Origin of the sequence: Pararhizobium arenae, from assembly GCF_001931685.1 — a bacterium.
GTDB classification, from domain to species: domain Bacteria; phylum Pseudomonadota; class Alphaproteobacteria; order Rhizobiales; family Rhizobiaceae; genus Pararhizobium; species Pararhizobium arenae.
Genome location: NZ_MOOY01000007.1, coordinates 96,766 through 114,038, shown reverse-complemented (window position 1 = coordinate 114,038; position 17,273 = coordinate 96,766). Strand labels below are relative to the sequence as shown.

The 17,273-nt window shown below is 58.7% G+C and carries 15 protein-coding genes; 10 read left to right on the top strand and 5 right to left on the bottom strand.

Going from position 1 to position 17,273, the window contains the following annotated elements:
• Positions 1 to 64 precede the first annotated feature (64 nt).
• From BLX89_RS16605 to BLX89_RS16585, 5 genes are all read left to right on the top strand, one after another.
• Positions 65 to 928, top strand: coding sequence for an ABC transporter permease (locus BLX89_RS16605; protein WP_075292075.1), 864 nt, complete (start codon positions 65 to 67; stop codon positions 926 to 928).
• The gene (locus BLX89_RS16600) at positions 928 to 1,716 is read left to right on the top strand and encodes an ABC transporter permease (RefSeq protein WP_198935160.1); all 789 of its coding nucleotides are present in this window, start codon (positions 928 to 930) and stop codon (positions 1,714 to 1,716) included. The genes BLX89_RS16605 and BLX89_RS16600 overlap by 1 nt, the downstream gene beginning before the upstream one ends.
• Positions 1,713 to 2,795, top strand: a complete 1,083-nt coding sequence (locus BLX89_RS25480; RefSeq protein ID WP_075292073.1) for an ABC transporter ATP-binding protein — start codon at positions 1,713 to 1,715, stop codon at positions 2,793 to 2,795. Before BLX89_RS16600 ends, BLX89_RS25480 begins: the two co-directional genes overlap by 4 nt.
• A gap of 9 nt (positions 2,796 to 2,804) precedes the next feature.
• On the top strand, positions 2,805 to 3,539 hold the full coding sequence (locus BLX89_RS16590; RefSeq protein WP_075292072.1) for an MBL fold metallo-hydrolase: 735 nt from the start codon (positions 2,805 to 2,807) through the stop codon (positions 3,537 to 3,539).
• 306 nt (positions 3,540 to 3,845) lie between these two features.
• Positions 3,846 to 5,261: an oligosaccharide flippase family protein gene (locus BLX89_RS16585; protein ID WP_075292071.1), complete on the top strand. Its 1,416-nt coding sequence runs from the start codon at positions 3,846 to 3,848 to the stop codon at positions 5,259 to 5,261.
• Here BLX89_RS16585 and BLX89_RS16580 read toward each other — a convergent pair.
• The 3 genes from BLX89_RS16580 to BLX89_RS16570 all read right to left on the bottom strand — a co-directional run bounded on the left by BLX89_RS16580 (position 5,245) and on the right by BLX89_RS16570 (position 8,559).
• Entirely contained in the window at positions 5,245 to 6,597 is a 1,353-nt protein-coding gene (locus BLX89_RS16580) for a GumC domain-containing protein (protein WP_075292070.1), read from the bottom strand. The two genes, BLX89_RS16585 and BLX89_RS16580, sit on opposite strands and share 17 nt — an antisense overlap.
• Before the next feature lie 87 nt (positions 6,598 to 6,684).
• Positions 6,685 to 7,584: an FkbM family methyltransferase gene (locus tag BLX89_RS16575; RefSeq protein WP_083637595.1), complete on the bottom strand. Its 900-nt coding sequence runs from the start codon at positions 7,582 to 7,584 to the stop codon at positions 6,685 to 6,687.
• A gap of 6 nt (positions 7,585 to 7,590) precedes the next feature.
• A complete protein-coding gene (locus BLX89_RS16570; protein ID WP_075292068.1) occupies positions 7,591 to 8,559 on the bottom strand; it encodes a glycosyltransferase family 2 protein in 969 nt (322 codons plus the stop codon).
• A 284-nt stretch (positions 8,560 to 8,843) separates the two neighbouring features.
• Between BLX89_RS16570 and BLX89_RS16565 the strand changes: the two genes are divergently transcribed.
• The gene (locus BLX89_RS16565) at positions 8,844 to 9,932 is read left to right on the top strand and encodes a sugar transferase (RefSeq protein WP_075292067.1); all 1,089 of its coding nucleotides are present in this window, start codon (positions 8,844 to 8,846) and stop codon (positions 9,930 to 9,932) included.
• Between the two features lie 466 nt (positions 9,933 to 10,398).
• On the opposite strand, the gene BLX89_RS16560 is transcribed toward BLX89_RS16565, so the two are convergent.
• Positions 10,399 to 11,925, bottom strand: coding sequence for an O-antigen ligase family protein (locus BLX89_RS16560; RefSeq protein WP_075292066.1), 1,527 nt, complete (start codon positions 11,923 to 11,925; stop codon positions 10,399 to 10,401).
• An 11-nt stretch (positions 11,926 to 11,936) separates the two neighbouring features.
• Positions 11,937 to 12,677, bottom strand: coding sequence for a TylF/MycF/NovP-related O-methyltransferase (locus BLX89_RS16555; RefSeq protein ID WP_075292065.1), 741 nt, complete (start codon positions 12,675 to 12,677; stop codon positions 11,937 to 11,939).
• A 343-nt stretch (positions 12,678 to 13,020) separates the two neighbouring features.
• Here BLX89_RS16555 and BLX89_RS16550 point away from each other — a divergent pair, with 343 nt between their 5' ends.
• The 4 genes from BLX89_RS16550 to BLX89_RS16535 are packed head-to-tail and all read left to right on the top strand — an operon-like array spanning position 13,021 to position 17,268.
• A complete protein-coding gene (locus tag BLX89_RS16550; RefSeq protein WP_075292064.1) occupies positions 13,021 to 14,016 on the top strand; it encodes a hypothetical protein in 996 nt (331 codons plus the stop codon).
• Between the two features lie 47 nt (positions 14,017 to 14,063).
• Positions 14,064 to 15,296 (top strand): polysaccharide biosynthesis/export family protein, encoded by a 1,233-nt coding sequence (locus BLX89_RS16545; protein WP_075292063.1) that lies wholly within the window; start codon positions 14,064 to 14,066, stop codon positions 15,294 to 15,296.
• A 29-nt stretch (positions 15,297 to 15,325) separates the two neighbouring features.
• Positions 15,326 to 16,351 (top strand): class I SAM-dependent methyltransferase, encoded by a 1,026-nt coding sequence (locus tag BLX89_RS16540; protein ID WP_158025962.1) that lies wholly within the window; start codon positions 15,326 to 15,328, stop codon positions 16,349 to 16,351.
• 14 nt (positions 16,352 to 16,365) lie between these two features.
• Complete coding sequence (locus BLX89_RS16535) at positions 16,366 to 17,268, top strand: XrtA system polysaccharide deacetylase (RefSeq protein ID WP_075292061.1); 903 nt, start codon at positions 16,366 to 16,368, stop codon at positions 17,266 to 17,268.
• Positions 17,269 to 17,273: the final 5 nt, after the last annotated feature.

Here is a 17,273-nt window from a genome sequence, read left to right as displayed (position 1 = left end):
TCGAGTTTGCCGCCCGTCCCTTCTACCACTAATTCAGACGTCCACGAGAACCCACCGAACACCCATGACCACCACGACACTTGAAGACAGGGAGCGCCGCAAGGCCTGGGGTTTCGTCGCCCCGGCCCTTCTCTGGACTCTCGCCTTCTTCGTCGTGCCCTTCGTCTATATGGCGGCGCTCAGCCTCTGGTCGCGTCAGGGACGCGATATCGTCCACGTCTGGAACCTCGACAACTACCTCCGCTTCTTCAGCGAAAGCGCCTTGTTGCGTGGGCTCACCAATTCGCTCGAAATCACCATCACCGTCACCATTCTCTCCGTGCTGCTCGCCTATCCGCTGGCCTGGATCATCGCCGAGCGTGTGCCGAAACGCCTCCAGCGCATGGCGCTGATCCTTGCCATCCTGCCCTTCTGGACCTCCTACGTGGTGCGCTCCTATTCCTGGCTGCTGGTGCTGTCCAAGGGTGGCGTCATCAATCAGGCGCTGATGGGCATCGGTCTGATTGCCGAACCCTTAGAAATAGCCAGCAACCGAACCGCAACCGTTATCGGATTCGTCCACTTCTTCGTCATGCTGCTGACGCTGACGATCTATTCCAACCTCATCCAGCTGTCGCCGAACTATCGCCGCGCGGCAGCCGATCTCGGCGCAAACGCTTTCCAGACCTTCTGGCATGTGATTTTACCGCTCACCCTTCCCGGCATAATGACCGGCGCCTTCCTGACCTTCGTTCTCTGCATCGGCGATTACATTACCCCGCAGATACTCGGGGGGAACAACGAGCTGGTGCTGCCGCAGATCATCATGCTGCAGATCGGCCGGCGGGCGGATTTCCCGATGGCGGCGGCGTTGTCGATCATCCTCATGCTGACGGTGACGGCGGCCTATGTGCTCTGTGCCCGATGGCTGCGGATCGAGAGGGCATGATGCGCGACATCATCTCCAAGTCCTTTGGCTGGGCCTATTTGATCTTCATCTACGGCTTCATCTTCCTGCCGGTCGCCGTGCTGGTGCTGTTTTCCTTCCAGGATGGCCGCCTCCCCGTCCCGCCGTTCAACGGCTTTTCGACGCAGTGGTACGAAGCCGTCTTTGCCGATCGCAAGCTGATGGCGGCGCTTGGCAATTCCTTCCTCGTCGCCACCGGTTCCTCCATCCTCGCCTGCCTGCTCGGCTTCCTCGCGGCTTACGCTTTGGCGCGCTACAAGCTGCCGGGCTCGGCCCTGCAACGCGGCTTGCTGATCGCGCCGATGACAGTCAGCTACCTGATCATCGCGCTCGGCCTGCTTGCGGTCCTCAATGCGATGAAAATCCCGCTGTCGCTCTGGACGGTCGGCATCGGCCATGTGGTGATCAATCTGCCGCTCTGCTTTGCCATCATCTATGCCTCAATGGGCGATCATCACATCAACATCGAGCGGGCGGCGCGCGATCTTGGCGCCAATGATCTCAAGGTCATGGCGCTGGTGACGGCACCGATGCTGATGCCCTCGATCCTCGCCGCCTTCTTCCTGTCCGTCACCTTCAGCTGGGACGAGTTCATCATCGCGTTCCTTTTGTCGCGCTTCGATGTGACGTTGCCTGTCGAAATCTGGAGCATGCTGCGCTCCGGCCTCAATCCGAAAACCAATGCCATCGGCTCGCTGGTCTTCCTTGTTTCGGTGGCCGTTCTGCTGGTGCTCGAACTCGCCCTCTTCGGAAGGAACCGCAAGACATGACCGCATCCGTTTTCGTCCGCGGCGCCACCAAGACATTCGGCAGCTTCCCCGCACTCGACAATGTCTCGCTCGATATCGAGGCCGGCGAGTTCATCGTGCTGCTTGGTCCCTCCGGCTGCGGCAAGACGACCCTACTCTCGATCCTCGGCGGCTTCATGGCACCGAGCAGCGGCTCGATCTTGATCGGCGGCAAGGACATGGCGGGGGTGGCGCCGGCACACCGGCCGACGACGACCATGTTTCAGGATTACGCCCTCTTCCCGCACATGCGCCTCATCGACAATGTCGGTTTCGGGCTGCGCATGCGTGGATTGGGCAAAAGCGAGCGGGATGAAAAGGCGCTGGCGTTCCTCGATCTCGTCGGCCTCAAGGCGTCCGCAGCTAAGAAGCCGCACGAGCTTTCCGGTGGCCAGCGGCAGCGCGTGGCACTGGCCCGGGCGCTGGCCGTCGATCCCGATGTGCTGCTGCTCGACGAACCGCTCGGCGCTCTCGACCTGAAACTCCGCCGCCAGATGCAGGATGAGCTGAAGGCGATCCAGAAGCGGGTGGGAACCACCTTCGTGCACGTCACCCACGATCAGGAAGAGGCGATGGCGATTGCCGACCGGATCGTGGTGATGAACCAGGGCCGGATCGAGGATTTCGGGCCACCGGCGGAGATTTACATGCGGCCGAAGTCGCTTTTCTCCGCAGGCTTCATGGGCGAGATCAACCTGCTGCCCGGACGGGTTCTGGAGACCGCGGCGGACGGCGCGCGGATCGAAACGGCAACGGGACCTGTCGCCCTGCCGCTCGCCAGCTTCATCCGTGAATGGCCGAAAGTTGGCGACAATGTCACGATCTGCATCCGGCCCGAACACATCACCATGGCGACATCAGCTTCGCCCATCCGTCTCGGCGAAGCCGTGGTGACCGGCAGCGCCTTTTTCGGCACGCATTTCCGCTGCCATATGGCGCCTTCGAACGCATCCGGACTTTCGCTCGTTGCCCATATGCCGCAATCTGCCAACACGGCGATCGGCGACCGGGTGGAACTGGCCGTCGATCCCGCTGCCCTGACGGTTCTGCCCGCGGCTTGAGGATTGAGCATGCAGCGTATTGCCCCTGAGAACTGGTATGCCGTCCGCCGCCTCGATGACGACGTGACCTACATCTGCGAGCCGCACATCAAGGAATTCTATCGCTGCAACATCTGGCATGTGCGCGGCCGTAACGGCGACATGCTGGTTGATAGCGGCATGGGCGTCGTATCGCTGCGCCGATGGGTGCCGCTGGTGACCGAACGCCCGCTGTTGGCGGTCGCCAGCCACACCCATTTCGATCACATCGGCTGCCACCACGAATTCGAATGCCGGGCCGTGCACGGGGCGGAAGCCGACCTTCTGGCCGAGCCGACCCGCGCCAACACGCTGGCCGACCCTTATGTCACCGACGACATCTTTGACAGCCTGCCGCCGGAACCCTACTGCTCGGCCTGCTATGCCGTGAAAAAAGCCCCGGCGACACGCATCCTTGCCGATGGCGATATCATCGATCTCGGCGACCGGCATTTCGAGGTGATCCATACGCCCGGCCACTCCCCCGGCGGCATCGCGCTTTATGAGAAGGCGACGCAGACCCTGTTTTCCGGCGACATTCTCTATGACGGCCCGCTGATCGAGGACACCTATCACTCCGACGCGGGCGACTATCTCGCCTCGATGAAGCGCCTGCTCGACTATCCCGTCCGTGTCGTCCACGGCGGCCATTTCCCGAGCTTCAGCGGCGAGCGCTACAGGAGCCTCATTCGGGAATGGCTGGCGGGAAAAGAAGGGGCTGCCTGAGCCATCTGCAGGCGAGCACCTCTGAAAGCATGTCTCGCGAAAGTGTGCCGCGGTTTCGCGAAAAGACATGCGTCAGAACGAACACCTAAAGCGCATAAGCGAATCTGAAAGATCGCGACGCGCTTTATCGGGCGGAACCTGGGCCCATCAGCACGGGGCCCATCGTGTTGGACAGTGCAATTGCTTTCATTCGAAAAGGAAACAATCTAGGATTTTTCCAAGCTGCATCCGCCGCAGCCACAGGGATTTTCCAAAAAGCTCAAGTCTATTTCCGAACCGGATGTATCATCGCAGGGCTCCTCGGCATTGAAGAACATCCCCGTCAACATCAGGTTCTTCACCAACGTGGGCGTTTTGCTCTCGGTGCAGATGTTTGCGAGAGCCCTCAACTTCGTCTACATCATCTATCTCGCAAAATACGTCGGCGCAGAAGACTTTGGGTATCTCAACCTTGTCCTGTCAGTTGTCATCATCTTCGATGCTCTGGGAGATATCGGCCTGGGCCGCTTTCTTCTTCGGGAGGCATCCGTCGAAGTGGAGCGCGGGCAGCATTATGCCTCGGCGTTCATACCCTTCAGGCTGACAACCGCAGCGATGGCAAACGTTGCCGTCGTCCTGATTTTTCTGGCGTTCGGCTTCTCGACCCCGGTGATAGAGCTCGCCCTGGTGGCCTCCTGCGGACTTTATTTCACGGCGCTCGCCTCACTGCTCGAAGCGGTTTTGCAGGGCAGAAGCCATTTTCCCACGATAGCCCTGGCGCATCTTTCCCTCTCCGTCGCCCAGGTCGGGCTTGGCGTGGCCGTAATCGCATTCGACGGTGATGTAAGGGCGATTGCCGCCGTCTTCGTTGCGGGTAATCTCGCCTATGTCGCCGTTCTCTACGGTGGACTTCAGAAGGCCGGCATAAAACTGAACATTCGGCCAGACTTCGCCCTGTGCTTTTCGGTCGTCCCTGGTGCCTTTCCCTACGCGGTGGTCTACGGCCTGTTCATTGTCGCGGTCCGTGTGGAGCTCATCGTTCTGGGCTGGTTTCATCCCGGCCCGGAACTCGGGCTATATGGTGTGGCCGCAAGAATGATGGATGCGGCGGCAATCGCGCCGCTTGCCGTCGGCTCGGTGCTGGCGCCGCGTTTCATCCAGTTTCACGCGCAAGACGGATCGCAACTCGCCGACCTCTATGCCTGGGCCTTACGCCTGGTCCTGCTCGGCGGCTTCCTCGGCGCCATGCTCGCCGTGGAATTCGCCGCCCCCATCATGTCGATACTGCTGTCGCGCAGCTTCGACGGCGTCGCGGAACTGATCGTCATCCTGTTTGCGGCCTACCCTTTCGTGGCCGTCTATTATCTCAATCTTGCTCTCCTGCTCGGTGCCAGCGAACAGAAACACACCGTCATCATTGTCGCCAGTCTTGTTGCCCTGCAAGCCTTCATCAGCCTCGCGATCATACCTGCCTACGGGGCAACGGGCGCTGCGGCAGCCTTCTGCCTTTCATCGATCTGCGCAGCGGTGGCGTCTACCGCGATGATAACCATGAAATACGCTCCGGGCGTACCGCTGCTCCGCGCGGCCATGCCCGCACTTCTCGGCGCGATCCCGTGTTTGTGGTTGACCTTTTCGGACGGTCTGGCAATCGATCTGCTCAAGGATGCGCTTGGGCTTTTTCTCTATGCAGCGATCAGCATCGCGACAGCGCGCCTGCTCAGCCTTAGAAACCCGACTTGAGCCGCAACGTCGCCTCCGTCGGTGGCTCGACCGCTGCGAGCGGAACGACCTGAGACCGCTGACGAAACAAATTCAGTGCCAGCGTCGCAACCGCCGCGACGATCAGCGACAGGATAAAGGCAGCCATCACCCAGACCAGCCGGCTCGCGCCAAGGGGGCGGATCGGCTCGCTCGGTGCGTCGATCGTTTGCACATGCACGACGGTTTCGTGGGCCAGCATATTCTGTCGGTCGGTGGCGACCTTTCGATAGGTCTGGAAAGCCTGCGACGCTACGTCGATATTTCGCCTTATGCGGTTGTTGGCCTGTTCGGCATCAAGCAAAATCCGCAGCCGCGCGCGCGACGCAACGATCGCCGCACCGATGGCGTCGTTTTCAGCCGCTATGGCAGCCTTCGTCTCGGAAATCTGGCGATCGAGCTCCTGCACAGCCCGATGCTCCGGCGTGAACGAAGCCAGTGCCTTGGCCCGCTCCTCGTTCAATGTGTGAAGGCGGGCACGCAACGGGGCAAGTTGTTCGCCGGCGCTGGCAGTCTGCGTCCGGGTCACGCTTGCCTGCCCTTCGTCCAATCCGACGCCAGCGTCCGCGCGCATTGCCGACAGCCTGTCTATCCGATCGATCAGCATCTGCTTTTCCCGTGCCAGGTCGGCAATATCATGGGATTGATCGAAGGCCCGCGCCTCCGCTTCGGCTTTTTCCAGCGCCTCAGCGGCCAGCTTCACCTGATCGGAAAACAGCACGTACTCGCTTCGGATCGCGTCGAGCCTTCGGGATTTTTCGTTGAACAGTTCAAGCAGTGTGCGCAAGGCCAACGGCGGGATCGTCGGGTTTCTCCACCGGAAGCTCACAACGATGACCGGCGATTGGCGCACGGGAAAAACCCGGATCGCATTCGCAACCTGCTCGATCAGCGCATCCCGCTCGCCCACCGGCTGAACGAGCCCCAGAACAGCCAGAAATTTACCGAGCCCTCGGCTTACGCCGTCCAGTGTCTGGACCAGCAAACGCACGACCGGGTTTTCCGGAAGGGGGGCGCGAAAGGTCTCGGTCCCAAGCCGGTCAACCAGCGCCACCACAAGGTCGCGGGAGGTCAGCAGCTCGATCTGGGACATTACCGCTTCGACGGCTTGGAGCTGCGGCCCCGCCGCCGGGATTTCCGCCTGGGAAAGCGAAACGTCAAGCCCCTCCATATTGACCATCAACTTGGAGGACGATTCGAAGGCCGGCCGCTTCAGGTAGACGGCACCCAGCCCACCGACGAACAGAACCAGAAAAAAGATCAAAAAATGCCGGCGTTGTTGAAGGAGAATGGAATAGGCATCGAATACAGTGCGCATGCTCGGCCCCGCTGTTGACGCTCTGCTTTCTGAAATCAGTTTATGCGAAATTTCTATTTTACAAATATCAAAACAACAGCATCGGCGCTAAATGCGCGAGCCTAAAAAATTCCCATCCGATGCGAGCCTCGACGGCAGGAAAACCACGTCCACATTGCTCTGCCGCGACGGATCCGGCGCGCGCGCCACCAGCGTTTTCCTTCTCTCGTCCCAGACGAGGCTCCGGTAACCCAGACGGTCAAAAATCTGGAAGATGGCGGCAGCACTTGCTCCCATGGCGTCCAAGCGTTCCGGATTGATCTCGCAGCAGACCACCGGCTGCACGTCAGCGAGGAAGGCACTTGCCCCCTTCAGGACGAGCAGCTCCGCTCCCTCGACGTCCAGTTTGACGAGACTGACACCGGGACGGTCCTGCGATATCCAGATATCATCGAGGCACCTTACATTCACCATCATCGTTTCTGCCCCGTCCGCATGGGCGGCCATCGATGCAGAGCCGACATCCCGTGGCAAATGCATGATGACCGAGCCGTTCTTGTCCCCCAAAGCAAAATCGTAGATTTCGATGGCGTGTCCGGAAAGTTCGGCATTGGTTTTCAGGCTACGGGCGTTGTCGGGTATCGGTTCGAAAGCAAACACCTTGCCATCGCGACCCGCCCTCTCCGCCATGCGCAGCGCCCAGAGCCCCTGGTTTGCGCCGATATCGTAACAGACGGAACCCGGACGAACGAAGCAATCGATGGCAAAACGCACCGAGGGCTCATAGGCGTCGCGGAAAAGGTAGATGCTCGTGCGTATGCCATGATCGCCGCGCCGTGCATCAAGTCGCATGCGACTGTTCGCATGAACCGGCACGGTCTGAGACCCATGCACGCTGCGCAGGATCTTCCACTGCACCAGCCGCCAGAGCAGCAAAGGCAGCGGCACAGTGGGCGCTTGCGCTGAAATATCCTGCAGCTGCCGCCGGTATCTCCGCATAACGGGCATAGTCGCTCACCCCGCAAGCTTGGGCGACGGACGCCCGGACAACAGTCCTCGATAAAAATAGGATGCGTGGCAGGCCGCAAATACCCGGTCGGCTATAAAACGGCGCTCGCAGAACTCGGCGAGCGGACGATACAGAAAGCGACCCATCACGGGATGCAGCATCATCCTCATTATACAGGCTCGCCACCGATGCGCCTCGTAGCGGTCGGCGTTGGTTATCCGTCTGAAGTTGCTCGGGCTTACCTCCGCCAGAACTCCCGTCGAGCGGCCAAGATCGACCATGCGGCTGAGGGAACTGGCCAGCGTGACAGGATGGTGATGGCTGGCGCGTGCCTGCGCATTGTAGCGCAGTTCGAAGCCCCGGCGCATCAGGCGCAAGCCCCATTCTGAATCTTCGCAGAAACGCAATCGCTCGCAGAACCGCTCACCCGTTCGCTCCACGAAGGCACGCTTCACCGAAACGTTGCATGTGTAAAGATAACCGTACTCCAGCACCTGCCCGTGCACCATCTGGCCATAGGCGAATTGCGTGCCGCTCGTCTCAAGCCACCGCATAAGCGGTGTGCAACCTAGCTCATCAGACCATTTGACGCGCCCCAGGGCTCCCGCACCGTCCTCCTGATAAAGCTCGTGATGCCAGACAAGGTGCTGCTCCAGGAAGTCCCGCTCGGGAAAGATGTCATCTCCGACGAAGACGAGAATATCGCCCCGCGCCAGCGCGATGGCCCGGTTGCGGGCCGCCGACGGGCCGGAATTTTCAGGAAGGCGACTATAAACAATGGTGAACCTGAAATTGCCAAGCAGTCCGCTGACAACCGCCTGCGTTTCGTCTGTGGAAGCGTCATCTACGACGATAACCTCGAAGGACGAGCCATCCAGCGTCTGGTCGCCATAATAGCCGAGCGTTCGCAGAAGAACGCCGCACCGGTTGTAGGTCGGCATAACCACGGAAATCGCGGGAACAGTTGCGTCCATACCCTGCCACCCTCGCGCATTAAAAGTGTTGCCGAAGCAAGCGCTTGGCCCGCACCGTCAAATTAAAATTAGCTTAGACTCATAAAGCTGTTGTGCAAAATGAAAAGTGCAGGCATTGTAGAAACATTCAGATACATAAAGCATCAATTAGAAAGGCTACGTTCGCAAGCAACGTGCGCGTTCTGGCAACACATGCCGGAGATGCGCGCGCGCGATATCAATATATAGGAATTTTCACTCAGAATTGTTGATAGAAATCTAGACAGCGCACCAGAGTATTCGCCATGGCACCGACGCAGAACAGTTCCTTCACGCTGGGGTTTGTCGCGATCCTCTTTGATATTGTCTACCTTCTGACAGCTTTGCTGGTTGCCGATGCGATCGCGCAGCTCGCATTTTCGAGCGACCCTGCAAATATTCCACTCACGATCAACCTGCTGATCGTCGGATGCGCCATCGTCTGGGCCTACGCAATGGGGCTTTATCGCCTCGAACGGCTTATGGCGCGCGATATCGTCGCCCCGACGCTGATTGCCTTTACCTTGGTTACAGCATGCACGGTGGCCATCATGTCCGCGGCCGGCTTTCAGAACACGCTGCAAGGACGGTGGCTGGCGGCCCTGCCACTCGCCTTCATCATGATGTTCTTCGGACGGCTGGCCGCCGCATCCGTCCTTCATCTCGACGAAACGCTCGCCATTCGCGCCAGAGAGAACAGGCAGGTAAGGCTTGATGCGTTGCGGACGCACAATCTCGGATCGGCCTTCTGCAACAAACGAAGCCTGTTCAGCAATACCGTGAAGAGATGCATGGACATCGTGCTTTGCAGCTTGCTGCTTGCCTTCACCCTTCCGGTCACGGCGCTTGCCGCTCTGGCAATTCTGATCGAAGACGGCAAGCCGATCTTCTATCGGCAAGAACGGGTCGGTCGCGACGGAAAGACGTTTCTTTTATACAAGTTTCGCAGCATGCACGTTGCCGCGGAGGCCGATGGGATCGCCCGTTGGGCCGAAGTGTGCGATTGCCGGATAACGATGGTCGGCAAGTTCCTGCGGCGCAGCCGCATCGACGAGTTTCCCCAATTCATAAATGTGTTACTGGGGGACATGAGCCTTGTCGGCCCCCGCCCAGAACGCCCGACGATAGCTGCCATGCTGGAAAACGAGATCCCGAACTACCGCAACCGCTACCGGGTCAAACCCGGCATAACGGGCTGGGCGCAGATCAACTATCCTTATGGCGCCTCGTTGCAGGATGCGCAGGAAAAGACGAAATACGATTTCTTCTATCTGGAACATGGGTCCATCATCCTGGACACCAGAATTCTGCTTCAGACCGTACGGGTTATCCTGATGGGCGAAGGTGCGCGCTGAAGCATGTCTCGCAAAAGTGTGCCGCGGTTTTGCGGAAAGACATGCGTATAAAAAACCTCAAGCGTATGAGCGAATATGATGGATCGCGACCCGCCTAAAGTTCTCAGGAAAAGAAGAAGACCGTAAGCGCGAGCCAGAAAAGTGCGGACAGCCCAAGCACAACGAAGGCGCAACGGCGCACCGTCCAGCGCTCCCGTGCGGGAGGACCGGTCTCGACATCGGTTGCGGTTTGGCACGTCTCTCTCATGTAGACTTCTCCAGGCCCGAGATTCTGCTTCAACAGTTTAACGGAGCATGAACGACTTCGGATAACGCGAAGCCCTGACGAGCGTTCCCGTTTCACAAACTTGATAGCAGCCTTATCGCTCATGCCGCAAACCCCGGATATCCAGCGAAGAATGTAACGTCACAGCATCTACTGCGGCGTTGCTGCGCAAGGCTTCAGGAAAATCATGGCAGACGTGGCTTATACCGGCCTGACCTGGGCGAGGTCCGCACGCTGAACGCCGTCTCTTTCCAGGATGATGGCGAAGGGAAACAGCATGCCGATAAAGAGCGTCGTCGATGTGAAATGGGTGTAGGCGGTGATCGTCAAGCCATTGATGAGATAAGCCAGGCCCCCGAGAGCCACAGCGATCGAAAGGTTGCGCGTCAGGGCTTCGGGCGCCTTGAGCGCGGTCACGATGAGCATCCGGAAAAACACGAGAACGACGAGCACGGAACAGATGAAGCCGATGATGCCCATCTCGGCCAGCATCTGAAGATAAGTATTCTCGGCCACCCTGATACTCTCGACGGCATCCACGCCGAACTCGAAGAATGGCCCGATTTCGTGCTGCCGGGCTGCCTCGATATAGTATTCCGGAAAATTGCCGATGCCGACTCCGCGAATGGGATGATCGCTGAACACCGCGAAGGCCGTTTGCCACAGCTTGAACCGCAGCGTGACGTTGTCGACATCACCGAGACGATCGCTGATGCCCGCCCCCAGAAACGGCCAAGCAGCAGCAACGGTCACGAGACCAGCGACCATCAGCATCACCAGAGCACGCCGCAACGAACGGTAGGTCAGCCCTATGATGACGGAACAGACGAGCAGGGCAAGAACCGGCCCCCGCGAGAAGGTCAATGCCGCCCCGAGCGCGCATAATCCGCCGCCAAACGCATAGAACAGCCGGTGCACCGGATGATGCGTCGTTGCCATACGGATGATGGCGTAGGGGAAAATCATGCCAAGACAGGTGGCATACTCGATCGGCTGCGTGAAAACGCTGAAGGCGCGGTAAGCGAGCGCGGAGCCCAACTCCTCGGCCCTGAAGTAGACCACGCCAGTCTGCCCCTCATAAAGATCAAGCAGCGGATTGTAGCCGAGAAGGGATTCAAGCAGCGCGTAAAGGGCGCAGGCCGAAGCTGCCGCCAGCAGACAGCGGAACACGAGGTCCACATCACGCGTCCCGGAAAGCCGGTACAAAAGCACCCAGAGGATCGTCCCTGGGATCACGAAGACCTTGACCCACATACCCATGCCTTCCTCCGTGGTACGCTCGTCCAGCAACGACAGAAGAGCAACCACCGCGAAAGCAAGAAACAGCTTCAGGAACATCGTACCCAGGGGACCGAGCGGCTTACCCTTTTCACCTGTCAGCCACGCGAGTAACGAGGTCGCGGCAATGCCCATCAGCATGACCGAGGCAACAGGCATCGGCGGAAGGGGACCGATCGGGGGCAACCTTGCGTAAAGAGGAAAAGCGAGCTGGAAAAAAACGAACACACCGACCATCGCGACGGGAAACTGCGCGGACATCAATGCAAACGCGGCACCGCCGACAAAAGCAACCAGCAACAGGGGCGCAGCCATAGCCGCAAAACCGACAATGACCAGCAGCATGAGAAAAAAAGCGAGGCGAACCGGCGAGAGGGTGGACGCAACACGCCTTTGAAATCTGCTTGGTTCGACCGTTGCAATGGCGGCTCCTGCCTCTCCGTCGGTCATGCGAAACGACCTCAGCCAATGGCGTCTTGAAGTTGCTCTGCCCTTCCCTCGTCCGCCAGACGTCGGGTTATCGACCGGTCCAGCAGTTTTCGGTTCTCAACCACGAATGACATGCCATGCCAGCCGATCGGCAGGTAGGGAAGAAAACTGAACCCCTCCATTTCCTCGATAAACTCGAGCAAAGCCAGCCTCTCCCCCGATATCGTGTCTTCGGATGTGCAGAAATAATCGTCGAAGGCGATCACCATGCCGTGCCGGAGGCGCGGCGCAAGAAACCTCAGAACATCCATCGTGGAACTGTAGAGATCGCAGTCGATATAAACCAGCGAAAGCTGATCCGGACGCCCTGGGGAAGCCATACCGACGTCCCTTAGCGTATCGTCATAAAATCCTTTGACGGTCGTGTAGTCCCGCGCAGTCATGCCGGTGCTTCTGCAAACCTTGTTAAAATCCTCGACCGACATGCTCATGTCGCCTTCCACCCACATCGGATGCTGATCCTCGGGGGCTGTCTGCGGCGGCAAGCCCTGGAACGAATCGAACGCCCAGAAATGCGCACGGTAGCCGTTTTCCCGCGCCGCCCGAAAAGCGAGATTGAAGGTCATCGCCCCGCAACACCCGAACTCCGCATAGCTCCCCGAGATTCCATTGAACTTCAATCCGCGAAAGGCTTTTCGGAAAAACTCCTGACGCCCATGCCTCTCCCGATAGGCGTTATCGCGCCGCAAGGCGTGAACGGCGTTGGATCGCATGACCCGCAATTTTACCGGAACGAGATTCAATAGCTGTCGCGAAAAGCTCATAAGACGCACCACCGCAAAAAAAATAATACAAAATGCGACGCGAAATAGGACAGCGCGGCAAAAGAACGCTCAGCGCCAGAGAACAAAGCCTATATCTTCAATAAAATATTGTCAAACAAACAGAAATGATCTACGATTTTTGTCATAACTTCTTACGTAAACTCGATATAGCTTGCTTAAAATCAAAAACAGAAGAAGTGAACTTAAAGCAAATCGAACACACCGTCTTTGCCATATCTAATATTCGTTAAATATAAAATTCATGTCGTCTGATGAGTAGGAGCAGCGGACGGTGAAACATCCAGTAGGTGTCGCGTTTTTCCTTGCGTCCGTAGCGTTTGCCGCCGGCGAAGGTCTTTGCGCGGACATCGGGGTGGCCGGGGTCCCCAAGTATATCGGCGAAACCCGTGATTACGACACCATGTTTTCCGCCCTGAGAGCTGCCGATATCGGGGTGTTCTTTCCCGTGTTTCAGTACCAGGAGGCCCCGTCTCCACAGACGCTTGGGCACGAAACCGACTTCGTGCCGCCTTGCAAACGAACGTCTGCGAGTTTTGAAGCCCTTCGGCGCCACGAGATCCGGCTGATCGTACCGGCCGGACTGCTCTATCCGCCCACGGGAGCGTTTCCGCCGATGGACAACGATCCGCTGAACGCCCTGCTGGCCTGTGCCGGGCGAGAAGCGATCTACGGTGTCCTGGGCTTCGACGAGCCTGTTTTGAACGGCATCGATCCCGAGGCTTCTCGCCAGCTTTACGAACGGGTGAAAGAGATCGATCCCTCCCTTCCTGTCCTGATGGTGCAATCCCCAATGGTCATCGAGCCCGGTAGACAGGATAGCGATGCCGCCCGCTCACAATATATGGAGCAGGTCAAACAGCAGAGCGCCTATGCCGACATCGTCGGTTTCAGCCTCTATCCCATCCCGCCTGCCATCGCAAAACTCGGCAGCCCAGGGCATGGCGAAAGGATCGTCGATTATCCCACCGCCATCGACGGCTACATGACCTGGCTTGCGGAAAATCTTCCCGAAAAACAGACCATGGCCGTGCTGCAGTCCTTCGCCTATGCGGACCAGTTCGAGAAAACCTATCTGAGCGAAATCGCCCCGCCGGAAATGATCGCCGAGGCGCGTGCACCGCATCAGCGAGAACTCACGGACATGGCACAAAGCAGCATAGAACACGGGGCAAAGCTGGTGATCTGGTACGGTTCCGCCTTCAACGCAAATCCGCAGAGCCCGTTATGGCAGGACGTTTTAACGGTGAGCAGGGCATTACCGCATTGATGGATTGATAGAGGGAAAGCGGGTGCAATCCCGCGGAAAGGTCTGCAATGGTTCATTCGGGACTGTCACCGAGAAGGGCAAACCTTGGACGCCTGCGGGCAGCAGCCTTCTCTTCGATCGTCTTTCTGACTGCTGCTTTTGGCGCAAACCCCGCCGTCAGCGCCAACTATAAACTCGCTGCGGGCGATCAGATCAGGGTGATCGTGGCGGAGTCTCCCAATCTTTCGGGTACCTATGTGCTAGGCGAGGATGGTGTTACCGCCATGCCGCTCGGAGCAACAGTTCCACTTCAAGGCATGTCTGTCGATCAGGCGACGGAAGCGATCCGCAAAATCCTGGAAAAAACCCTCGTCCGGCCAACCGTGACGGTCGAAATTGCGCAAATGCGGCCGTTCTTCATTCTGGGAGACGTCAATAGCGCCGGTCCCTACCCCACCCGATTGCAGCTAACAGTCTTGAAGGCCGTGGCGATTGCCGGTGGTTTCAAGGGACAAAGCGATCCCTATACGGCAACCGTCACCGGTATTCGCGCCTCGGAGGCCATGCAGGTCGCATCAAGGCAGCTCTTGTCGGCGAGGGTCGAGCATGCGCGTCTTCAGGCCGAGTATTCCGGCGCCGAAACATTCGATGCAACCTCGATACAGGGCGGAGGTACCAGCCCTCAGGATCTTGCTGCCGCGATCGAACGCGAAACCGAAGTGTTTGAGACTCGAAAGGTGGGTCTTCGCCGTCAGATCGACTTTCTGACGCGGGAAATACGGATCCGCGACGATGAAATTGCCGCCCTCACGGCCCGCATAAAGGCCACGGATGCACAGCTTGAGGCGTTGAGGGCCGAAATTGGTAGCAACGAAGATCTGGTAAAGAAGGAACTGGTTCTGCGCCAGACGATCTTCCAGCTTCGGCGCGAGGAAGGCCAGGTGCTCAGCACCAACCTGCAGACCGCCGTGCTGTTGAATCAGGCCCGTCAGGCGAGAACGCAGCTCGAAATCCAGCTGAACAACATCAATCGAGACCGCAAGCTTGACGTGCTCGGACGGATAAAGGACGTGACCGCAACCATCGACAGGCTGGGTCGGCAACTGGCGGCGGATCGAGCGGTCATCGTCGAGTCACAGACCGGCACATCCGGGCAGCCGCAGGACAATGCTTACGTAACGTACCGGATCACCCGGGAAGACGGCTCGGTGCTCGACGACATCCGCAGCGAAACCGAACCCGTCCTGCCTGGAGATGTCGTGGAAGTGCGCCGCAGGTTCATCACAACGCCGCAAAACTGATGAACGGAAACGTCAAGCAGGATGTGATCATGTCTGTCGCCTTGCATTCGAAACTAGAATTCGGCTCCACAACCAGCTTCCGGTGGGATGCTGACCTTGTGCCAAAAGCCGAGAGCCAGACACACTTCCATCTTCTGTCGATCATCAACACCGAGATACAGCGGCGTGGTCCCCTTTCCGGCGAAAGGCTGAGACTTCTGGACGTCGGGTGCGGCGATGGCAAGCTGCTGATCTATCTTTCCGTTGCATTGCAGGCGTGCTGGCCCTCGCTCAAATTCGATCTTTACGGGTTCGACGTCGGCGATCACGGGCTCCAGGCGCCAAGCTTCTTCAAGGACGCCCTCGCCCGGCTTGAGGCAGCCGCCCCGGGCGGCAAATGGCGCGAAAGGCTTGCCCTGATATCCGAGCACGATCCATGGCCCTACGAAGCGGATTTTTTCGATATCGTGGTCTCGAACCAGGTGCTGGAACATGTGCGCGACCAGCCTCTGTTCTTCTCGGAGCTTGGCCGCGTCCTCAACGCAAAAGGGTTTTCCGCGCATCTCTACCCCTCGCGCCATTGTGTCGTCGAACCGCATTTGCAGGTGCCGTTCGCGCACCGGCTGCGGGACGCAGACCTGCTTGACGCGTGGCTTCGGCTCTGCAGCAGGATGCGTCTCTCCAGCTATCCTGGATGGGCGCAGGCCCGACGCAGCATAACGCCATCACTGAACCACAGCCTCGAAACCTATGTGCGGGAACACAGTACGTTTCTGACGCATCTCACCAACTACAAAACGCAGCGCGAAACGCATTCGCTGGCCAAGGCGAGCGGCCAGACGTCATCCTTCTGCTACACCGGGCGATACTTCAGCGGCAAACTGGCGAGCATCCTTGGGCGTGAAAGAGCCCCTTTCTATGCCGACAACCCGGCCATGTCCGCCGCGCTTGCAAATCTCGTCTGCCGCTATCTCTCAAGCGTGACCTTGCTGACGCGAGGCGATCCCGAACGCAAGCCGGGCGCAATGCCGGTGTCAACCGTTCGCGCAAGATCGCTGTTGTCGCTTCTGGCATGATGGGAGAGCGCAACATGCCGTCAAGGGGCAATCAGAAATTCCTTTTTCAGAACGCGATGAGCGTCGATGTGGAGGACTATTTCCATGCCTCTGCCCTGAGTGCGGCATCACCACGAGACATCTGGGATAAGATGCCATCGCGCGTGGAGGCCAGCACCACGAGGACGCTGACGCTATTTGCCGACGCAAATGTTAAGGCGACCTTCTTCGTTCTGGGATGCGTCGCCAGACACCATCCTCATCTTGTGCGCGAGATCGCCCAGGCGGGGCATGAGATCGCCAGCCACGGCTTCATGCACCATCGTGTCGGGGAGCTGTCTCCCGACGATTTTTACAGGGACATCTCCGACACCAGGAAACTGCTGGAGGATATCGCAGGACAACCGGTTCTCGGTTACAGGGCTCCGAACTTCTCCATAAACGCGAAAACATGGTGGGCTTACGAGGTTCTGGCGAAAGCGGGATATCGTTACAGTTCAAGCGTAAACCCGGTCCCGCATGATCACTACGGCGTGCCCTCCGCCCCGCGCCAACCGTTTCGGCCTGGGGCGGACGGCATCGTTGAGCTGCCGCTCACGAGCCTGCTCGTGGGAAACCGGCGTTTTCATGCCTCGGGTGGCGGCTATTTCCGCCTGTTGCCTTATTTCCTGTACCAGGGTGTCCTTCGCCATATCATCCAGGCCGACGAACGCCCGGCGCACTTCTACTTTCATCCCTGGGAAATCGACCCTGGCCAGCCGCGGCTCAAGGTTGAGGCCCGGTCGCGATTTCGCCACTACGTCAACCTTTCGGCAATGGAGGGAAAATTGCGCCAACTCCTACGTAATTTCGCATGGGCACGAGTGGACGCGGTTTATGCCCGCGAAATTTCCGCGGAAACGGGGCGGAATGACTGCATGGAATGGAAAGCAGCATGACCATC